The sequence below is a fragment of the Streptomyces sp. PA03-1a genome, from assembly GCF_033792805.1.
Taxonomy (GTDB): domain Bacteria; phylum Actinomycetota; class Actinomycetes; order Streptomycetales; family Streptomycetaceae; genus Actinacidiphila.
Map to the genome: position 1 here is coordinate 1 of NZ_JARAVO010000333.1, position 8,170 is coordinate 8,170.

At 72.9% G+C, this 8,170-nt stretch carries 8 protein-coding genes and 1 pseudogene; 5 read left to right on the top strand and 4 right to left on the bottom strand.

Going from position 1 to position 8,170, the window contains the following annotated elements; translation table 11 throughout:
* A pseudogene (locus PV341_RS41765) lies at positions 1-358 on the bottom strand (protein phosphatase 2C domain-containing protein); the annotation flags it as partial.
* Between the two features lie 224 nt (positions 359-582).
* On the opposite strand from PV341_RS41765, the gene PV341_RS41770 reads away from it, so the two are divergent.
* The 4 genes from PV341_RS41770 to PV341_RS41785 all read left to right on the top strand — a co-directional run bounded on the left by PV341_RS41770 (position 583) and on the right by PV341_RS41785 (position 4,318).
* Positions 583-1,572: a helix-turn-helix domain-containing protein gene (locus PV341_RS41770; protein ID WP_500321701.1), complete on the top strand. Its 990-nt coding sequence runs from the start codon at positions 583-585 to the stop codon at positions 1,570-1,572.
* A 79-nt stretch (positions 1,573-1,651) separates the two neighbouring features.
* Positions 1,652-2,134 (top strand): DUF456 domain-containing protein, encoded by a 483-nt coding sequence (locus tag PV341_RS41775; RefSeq protein ID WP_500360591.1) that lies wholly within the window; start codon positions 1,652-1,654, stop codon positions 2,132-2,134.
* 200 nt (positions 2,135-2,334) lie between these two features.
* Positions 2,335-3,141, top strand: coding sequence for a polysaccharide deacetylase family protein (locus tag PV341_RS41780; protein WP_500360593.1), 807 nt, complete (start codon positions 2,335-2,337; stop codon positions 3,139-3,141).
* 127 nt (positions 3,142-3,268) lie between these two features.
* Positions 3,269-4,318 carry a LacI family DNA-binding transcriptional regulator gene (locus PV341_RS41785; RefSeq protein ID WP_500360595.1) on the top strand — a complete coding sequence of 350 codons (1,050 nt, stop codon included), beginning with the start codon at positions 3,269-3,271 and terminating at the stop codon, positions 4,316-4,318.
* Positions 4,319-4,329: 11 nt separating this feature from the next.
* Here PV341_RS41785 and PV341_RS41790 read toward each other — a convergent pair whose 3' ends face one another.
* From PV341_RS41790 to PV341_RS41800, 3 genes are all read right to left on the bottom strand, one after another.
* Positions 4,330-4,719, bottom strand: a complete 390-nt coding sequence (locus PV341_RS41790; RefSeq protein ID WP_500321992.1) for a hypothetical protein — start codon at positions 4,717-4,719, stop codon at positions 4,330-4,332.
* An 85-nt stretch (positions 4,720-4,804) separates the two neighbouring features.
* Positions 4,805-5,239, bottom strand: a complete 435-nt coding sequence (locus tag PV341_RS41795; protein WP_500321704.1) for a roadblock/LC7 domain-containing protein — start codon at positions 5,237-5,239, stop codon at positions 4,805-4,807.
* Positions 5,240-5,299: 60 nt separating this feature from the next.
* Positions 5,300-6,334 (bottom strand): MarR family transcriptional regulator, encoded by a 1,035-nt coding sequence (locus PV341_RS41800; RefSeq protein ID WP_500360597.1) that lies wholly within the window; start codon positions 6,332-6,334, stop codon positions 5,300-5,302.
* 471 nt (positions 6,335-6,805) lie between these two features.
* Here PV341_RS41800 and PV341_RS41805 point away from each other — a divergent pair, with 471 nt between their 5' ends.
* A complete protein-coding gene (locus PV341_RS41805) occupies positions 6,806-8,110 on the top strand; it encodes an ABC transporter substrate-binding protein (protein ID WP_500360598.1) in 1,305 nt (434 codons plus the stop codon).
* Positions 8,111-8,170: the final 60 nt, after the last annotated feature.

An 8,170-nucleotide genomic window follows, 5' to 3' on the forward strand; every position in this document is an offset into this window, starting at 1 on the left:
GGGGCGGGGCGGGACGGCGCAGCCGCAGGGTGTCGGGCGGGCCGGCGTCGTCCGCGGCGGTACCACCGGCCTCTCCTGCCGCATCGCTGCCGGGGTCCGTGCCCGCATCGGTGCCGAGGTACCAGGTGTCACCGGGCGCGGCCGGCGCGGCCGTGTCCTGCGGCACGGTCCGCCAGGGCGCCTCGCCGCCGCCGTCCGGCTCCTCGCCCTCCGGCTCCTCGCCGAGCGCGGAGAGCGCCGAGCTGTAGCGGTCGTCGAGCGTGTCGCCGGGCTCCCGGCCCGCGGGGTCGGGCTGCCCGTACAACTGCCGCCACCACTCGTCCTCTTGGCGGCGGTCCGTCTCCCCCTGCTGACTCATGCCCCTATTGTCCACCGGCGGGCCCGCGGCGAAACAGGGTTCGGACACGCGAATGGTCCGACGGGCGGCCGGCTCCCTCCTCGGGCCGCACGTCGGACGATCCAGTAGGGACACCTTGCCAGGACAGGGGTTCGAGCAGGGATGATGGCGGGCGGCGGGATTACGCCATGGCTCATTCCCGCCATGCCCGCGTATTGCGTTCCTCGGATCCGGAAGGGGTGCCCGTGCTCGGTGCCATAGGGCTGGACGATGCCCAGGAGGCGGCGTACCGCGCCCTCGTGGGGCTGGGAGCCGCCGAGGTCGTCGACCTCTCGCACCGGCTCGGCATGCCCGAGGACGAGGCGGCCAGGATACTGCGCCTGCTGGAGCGGCAGGGGCTGGTCGCGCAGTCCTCCGCCCGGCCCGGCCGCTGGGTGGCCGCCCCGCCCACGGTGGCGCTCGGCGCCCTGCTCACCCAGCAGCGGCACCATCTGGAACAGGCGGAACTCACGGCCGCCGTGCTGGCGCAGGAGTACCGCGGCGAGGCCGCGGAGCCGTCGGCGCACGACCTGGTGGAGGTGGTGACCGGCGCGAGCGCGGTGGCGCACCGCTTCAACCAGCTCCAGTTGGGTGCGGAGAAGGAGGTCTGCGCCCTGGTGACGGGCACCCCGATGGTGGTGTCGGGGATGGAGAACACCGCCGAGGAACGCGCCGTGGAACGCGGGGTGACCTTCCGCGTGGTCATCGAGCGCGAGGTCATCAGCGGACCCAACGGCATCGCGGAACTCACGGCGGCGCTCGGCCGCGAGGAGCAGGTGCGGGTGGTGGACCGGGTCCCCACCAAGCTGGTGCTGGCCGACCGTTCGCTGGCGATGGTGCCCATGGCCCGGGACGCGGGCGGCCCCGCGGCGCTGGTCGTCCACGGCAGCGGTCTGCTGGACTCGCTGATGGCCCTCTTCGAGAACGTCTGGCGCGAGGCCCTGCCGATCCGCCTGGACACCGGGGGCGCCCTGCGGGAGGAGTCCCCGGACGCGCCCGACGCCGTCGACCTGCAGATCCTGTCGCTGCTGCTGGCCGGGCTCACCGACGCCAGCGTCGCCAAGCAGCTCGAACTGGGGCTGCGGACGGTGCAGCGCCGGGTGAAGCGGCTGATGGAGCTCGCCGAGGTGTCGACCCGGCTGCAGTTGGGCTGGCACGCGTACGAGCGGGGCTGGGTGGAGCGCACCCCCGGCTGAGGCGCGGGGACTTGGGGCTCCGCCGGCGCGGCCGGAAAACCAGGGGGCGCCGGGGCCCGGCTTCGGGCACGCTGGGCCCATGGGGACCGGACAGCTGTGCCTGATCGGTGCCGTCATGCTGTCCGGACTGTGGGGCGTGCTCGTACCGGGCGCGCCGGGCCCGCTGATGTGCTGGGCCGCGGTCCTGTGGTGGGCGACCCATCTGCACACCACGGTGTCGTGGGGCGTCCTGGCGGCGGCCACCGGTGTGCTGCTGCTCAACCAGGCCGTCCAACTGCTGCTGCCCGCCCGGTCGGTGCGGGACGCGGGGGTCCCCCGGCGGGCCTTCCTCGTCGCCGGGCTGTGCGCCGTCGCGGGCTTCTTCCTGCTGCCGGTGGTGGGGGCGCCGGCCGGTTTCACGCTGTCCCTCTACGGCGGCGAGCGGATGCGGCTCGGCAGCCACGGCGCGGCCTGGTCCTCCACCCGTACGGCCATGCGGGCCGCGGGAACGGCGCTGCTGGTCGAGCTCTTCTCGTGCCTGCTGGTCGCCGGGGCGTGGCTGGGGGCCGTCGTCACCTCGTAGGCCCCACGGTGCCCGCCGGAACCCAGCCGCGCGCAAGCGGCGGGTGCGCGGCGGCCGTTCGGGCCGCTCCGTCGCCGTCCTCCGGCGGAATTGTCAGGGCTCCGTAACAGCCGGATCCCCCGGTGCCCCTCCCCCGTCCTCCCGTGTGCAGGTACGGGACACCGGACACGAGGAGCGGGGCGGACATGGGGTGGAGCGGGATGCGCGGGACGAACGGCCGGGTGCTGGCGGCGGCACTGGGCGTGGCGGGGGTGGCCGCGCTGGCGTCGGTGTGGACCGCCCAGGCCGGCACCCCCGACGGGCCGCAGGCGGCGGTCCGTCCGGCGAAGCCCTCCGCCTCCGCCAAGCCCCGGCCCATACCCGGGCAGACCTCCGTGCCGGACGCCGAACTACCCGCCCCCGTGGTGAACATGGACATCGCCCACGCCTCCGACAAGGGCCCCCGGGGCGTCAACATCACCATCGACGACGGGCCCGACCCGCAGTGGACCCCGCAGATCCTCCAGGTGCTGCAGGACAACGGCGTGAAGGCGACCTTCTGCATGGTGGGCCCGCAGGCCCGGGCCCACCCCGACCTGGTGAAGGCGGTGGTGGCCGCCGGGCACCGGCTGTGCGACCACTCCGTCACGCACGACACGACGATGAACGGCAAGCCGCGCGTGTACCAGGCGAAGGAGATCCTGGACGCCGAGCACATGATCACCCAGGCCTCGGGGGGCGTCAGGCCGCTGTACTACCGGGCTCCGGGCGGTGCCTTCACCCCGTACAGCCGCCAGCTGGCGGCCTCCCGCGGCATGCGCCCGCTGGGCTGGAACGTCGACTCCGAGGACTTCAAGCAGCCGGGCACCGCCGCGCTGGTGTCCACCGTCAAGAACGAGATCTCCAACGGGCCGACGCTGCTGTTCCACGACGCGGGCGGGGACCGCGGCCAGACCGTCGAGGCGCTGCGGGAGATCCTGCCCTGGCTGAAGCAGCAGGGCCGCACCTTCGGCTTCCCGATGCGCTGAGCGCCGGGCTGGCGGCCGGGAACAGACGAGAGAGCGCTCTCAGAAACGGCCCGCGAGCTGCGGGGAGAGCGCTCTCTCCATGCTTCCCGGAGGGACTACGCTGTTCCCGTCCCGAGAGGAGCACCCCTTGTCCGACCAGATCTCCGGAGCACGCCCGACGCTCGAAGCCGTCGCCGAACGGGCCGGGGTCTCCCGGGCCACCGTCTCCCGGGTCGTGAACGGCGGGACGGGAGTGCGCGAGGCACTGGTGGACAAGGTCCGCAAGGCCGTCGAGGAGCTGGGCTACGTACCCAACCAGGCCGCCCGCTCGCTGGTCACCCGGCGCACCGGGGCGGTCGCCGTCATCGTCGCGGAGCCGGAGAGCCGGGTCTTCGCGGACCCCTTCTTCGCACAGCAGTTGCTCGGCATCAGCCGTGAGCTGGCGGTGCACGACTCGCAGCTCGTCCTGCTGCTGGTGGAGGGCACCGCCGACTACGACCGGGTGGGCCGCTACCTGGCCGGCGGGCACGTGGACGGCGCGCTGGTCTTCTCGCTGCACGCCGAGGACCCGCTGCCCGGCATCATCCGCCAGATCGCGCTGCCCACCGTCTTCGGCGGGCGTCCCGGCTGGCCGGGGGCGGAGGGGGACCGCAGCGTGCTCTACGTGGACTCGGACAACCGCGGCGGCGCCCGCGAGGCGGTGCGCCACCTGGTCTCGCTGGGGCGGGAACGCATCGCGACCGTCACCGGGCCGCTGGACCAGACCGCGTCGGTGGACCGGCTCGACGGCTACCACGACATCCTGATGGACGCCGATCCACGGCTGATCGTCGAGGGCGACTTCTCCGAGGCGGGCGGGGCGCGTGCCATGGCCGTGCTGCTGGACCGGGCGCCGGACGTCGACGCCGTCTTCGTCGCCTCCGACCTGATGGCCTGCGGTGCTCTGCGGGTGCTGCGCGAGCGGGGCCGGCGGGTGCCGGAGGACGTCGCGGTGGTCGGCTTCGACGACATGGTCTCGGTGGCGGAGCTGGCCGACCCCCCGCTGACGACGGTCCGTCAGGAGATCGAGGAGATGGGCCGGTTGATGGTCAGGCTGCTCGTGCGGGGCCTGGAGCGGCGGTCGGAGGAGGACAGCGGCGGCCGTCCGCTGTCCTCGCTCGTCACCCCGACCCGGCTGGTGCGGCGCGCCAGCGCCTGACCGGCCGGGGCTCAGAGCGTGCTGTGCTCCTTGACCACACGGCGGGCCTGGGCGAAGAGCATTCCCACGTTGACCGAGCGGCGGCAGACGACGACGGCGACGACGTCCTCGTTCATGTTGTTGCGTATGAACAGGTGGGTCAGGTTGTCGCTGTTGACGAGGATCTCCTGGAAGTAGTGCGCGTCACTGGTGACCCCGCGGCGCTCCTTGAAGACGTCCTCGATCATCACCACCGTGCGCCCCTGGAAGAGGTCGAGGGTCGCCGCGGCGAGCAGGTCCAGGACCTCCGGCGGATGGCTGTCGACGGTGTCGACGGAGAGCAGCATGCCGGTCGACATGTCGACCACACCGGCGGCGAGGCAGTCGGGGACCTCCTGGCGCAGGTTCTTCACCAGGCCCATGACCTGGTCGGACAGGTTGCCGTGCGGGCGTTTTCCGGTGGTGCTCACAGCACTCCTTCTGCGGTCTTCACTGAGGCTTGGATCGTCATCCGAGGACTCCCTCGGGGTCGTGCGCGGACTCCGGCGCGGGCACGGCGCCCGGTCCGGGCCCGGGTGCCAGCAGGATCGCGCCGATGCGCTCGACGGCGGACCTGGCCTCCACGTGGAGCTGGGGGACGTTCATGCCCTCGTCGCCCACGACGACCAGGAGCGCGGTCTCGCCGACCGCGTAGACGGCGGTGTAGCCGCCGCTGCTGCAGGTCACGGTCCTGCGGAGCGGGCCGCGCAGCGCCGCCACGGCGATCCGCCGGGCGAGCCCGAGGCTGGCGGCGGCCAGCGCGGCGAGCCCGTCGGGGTCGATGGCGTCCTCGGTGTCGGCGGCGATCAGCAGGCCGTCGACGGCCGCCACGGCCGTGTCGGTGACGCCGACCACCTGGTCCCGCAAAGCGCGCATCTCGGCGACCAGGGCGTCATGATTCATGCACGTGCACCTCCTTGAATTCCCTTCGGTCGGTGTTCCGTTGGTCCCCGCGGATTTCGGTCACGGGGAATCGGTCCGGCTCCGTCCTCGCGGCCGGAGAAATCCTTTCCAGCCCGATTGCGGGCGGCTCGCGTCGAGAGCCTCGCGAATACCGCTGGCGCCCGGTTCTCGGCGGGGCAGCCCCTCGGCGCCGGGGGCCGTGACGGGGACGTCCCCCGGTTCCCACTCCGGTACGGGCGGGTACGAGCCCGGGTACGGGTCCGCAGCGCCCTCCGGGAGGGCGAGGGGAGGACTCGGCGCGGCAGGGCCCGCCGGCTCCGCCGGTGTCGTGGGATACGGGTCGGAGAGCCGCGGCGCCGGGGCGGGCGGCGGCAACGGGTGGGCCGGCGGGGCCGGGACGGTCTCGACGAGGCCCTCGGCGCACATCCGGGCGACCTCCACGGTGATCGTGTAGACCCCGCGGCCGATGAGGAACGCGATGTCCCGGGGGCTGCGCCGTCCGTTGGCGCAGCCGAGGATCTCGCGGCGCACCGGCGCCAGGGGCTCGTCCGCCCACGCGGGCGGACCCACGGCGGCGACCCGGTCGCGGTCGGGCGAGACCCATCGCGGCAGGGAGGCCAGCGCGGTGAGCCGGCGACCCGCCTCCACCAGCAGTTCCTCCGGTTCCACCCCGTTGCCCAGGCCGGGCGGCGGCACGGTGCGCAGCGCTCCCGGCGGGGCGGGGTCGAAGGCGCAGTTGTCCAGGCGTCCGGCCAGCACGGCGAAGACGGCGTCCTGGACGGCCATCATGTGCAGCACCTGGAACTCGGCCGTGCCCAGCCGCCCGCCGGCGGCGATCGGCGCGCCCGGCCACAGCCCCGTACCTGCGGCGTCGTGGGCGGCGTTCCACTCGTCGGCGTCGATGCGCCCGGAGCGCACCAGCAAGGTGCCCACCCCCGGCGCTCCGGGACTCTCCACGGCCACGACCGCGCCGTCGAGCAGATGGAAGGCCCCGCCGGGGCTGCCCTGCACACGCAGCACCCCGGTCGCCCGTTCGTCGCGGCACCTGGACAACGCGCGGCCGAGCAGACCGTGAGCGGCATTCCGGGCGGGCACGGAACCCGATGGTGCCGAGGTCATCGCTCCCCTTGCTGCGGTTATTCGGGCATACGGGCGGGCGGGCTCGCGGACATAGGGACGGGAGGCGCGGAAATGCCGTACTCATGCACGAACAATCACGCCGGCGGGTAATTTCTAGCAGCCCTCCGACACGCTCCTCCGGGCATCGCACGACATGGCCGAGGACGAGTATTTGGGCCCTACAGATGTCAATTCCGTGCCGTTCCACGACCGTTTCCGCGCCAACGGGCGGAGGCGCCCGGAGAGGTTCGCGAAGGGTCACGACGCCGGCGATGCCGTCAGGACGTGGAGCCGCGCAGGGCCCGGGGCCACCCCACCGGCCGTTATCCATTCGACTCTTGACGAATCACCGGATGCGGCGGCACTCTCCTGGGCATCGCTTGAGAGCGCTCTCAAGAACCGCGAACAAGGGCCCTCTCACCCGTCCCGAAGCCATGGGAGGCTTCCATGCCCATCGCCCGAGCCGCCAGACGCGCCACCCTCCGACTCGGGGCGGTCGCGCTCGCCGGGGCGCTCCTCGCCGCCTGCGGATCCGGCTCGACCGGCACGTCCGCGGACAAGGACGGCAAGGTCACGATCACCGTCGACCTGTTCGGCACCTTCGGCTACAAGGAAGCCGGCCTGTACGACGAGTACGAGAAGCTCCACCCCGGTGTCACCGTCAAGGAGAGCAGCACCGAGAACGAGGCCGACTACTGGAAGGCCCTGCAGACCCGGCTCGCGGGCGGCGGCGGCCTCGCCGACGTCCAGGGCATCGAAGTGGGCCGCATCGCGTCGGTCACCCAGCAACAGGCCGACAAGTTCGAGGACCTGGGCGCCCTGGGTGCCAAGGACCTCAAGGACGACTTCTCCGCAGCCAAGTGGGCCGCCGCCACCACCTCCGACGGCCGCACCCTGGGGCTCGGCACCGACGTCGGCCCCGAGGCGATCTGCTACCGCACCGACCTGTTCCGGCAGGCCGGCCTGCCCACCGACCGGACGCAGCTGGCGCAGAAGTGGTCCACGTGGGACGGCTACCTGGAGCTCGGCAAGCAGTACAAGGCCAAGGCCGGGGCCAAGAGCGCCTGGGTCGACAGCGTCGGCAGCCTCTACTCCGTCATCGTCGGCCAGGAGAAGGAACGTTACTACGACGCCTCCGGCAAGCTGATCTACGACGACAACGCCGCCATCACCTCGGCCTGGGACCTGTCGGTGAAGGCCGCCCAGGATGGGCTGAGCGCCAAACTCGCCCAGTGGACCCCCGCCTGGAACCAGGCCTTCAGCAGCGGCTCCTTCGCCACCATCGGCTGCCCCGCCTGGATGCTGGGCTACATCAAGGGCCAGGCCGGGGACGCCGGCAAGGGCAAGTGGGACGTCGCCCCGCTCCCGGGCGGCGCTTCGGGCAACTGGGGCGGGTCCTACCTGGCCATCCCCAAGGGCTCCGCGCACGCCAAGGACGCCTTCGCGCTGGTCAAGTGGCTGACGGCCGCGGAACAACAGGCCAAGCTCTTCAAGAAGCAGGGCAGCTTCCCCTCCAACGTCGGGGCGATCGAGTCCGTCAAGGACGTCACCGACCCGTACTTCAGCGACGCGCCCATCGGGCAGATCTTCGGCGCCGCCGCCGAGGCCTCCCCGGTGCAGGTGCTCGGCGTGCACGACGGCGACGTCAACCAGCAGATCACCAACGCGCTCGGCGAGGTCGAACGCAAGGGCACGGACTCCGCGACGGCGTGGAGCCACGCCAGGAAGGGCGTCGAGAACGCCGTCGGCTGACGGCCCCCGCCGGCGCCGGGCGCGGCGGACCCCTCCCCGGTCCTCCGCGCCCGGCCGCCC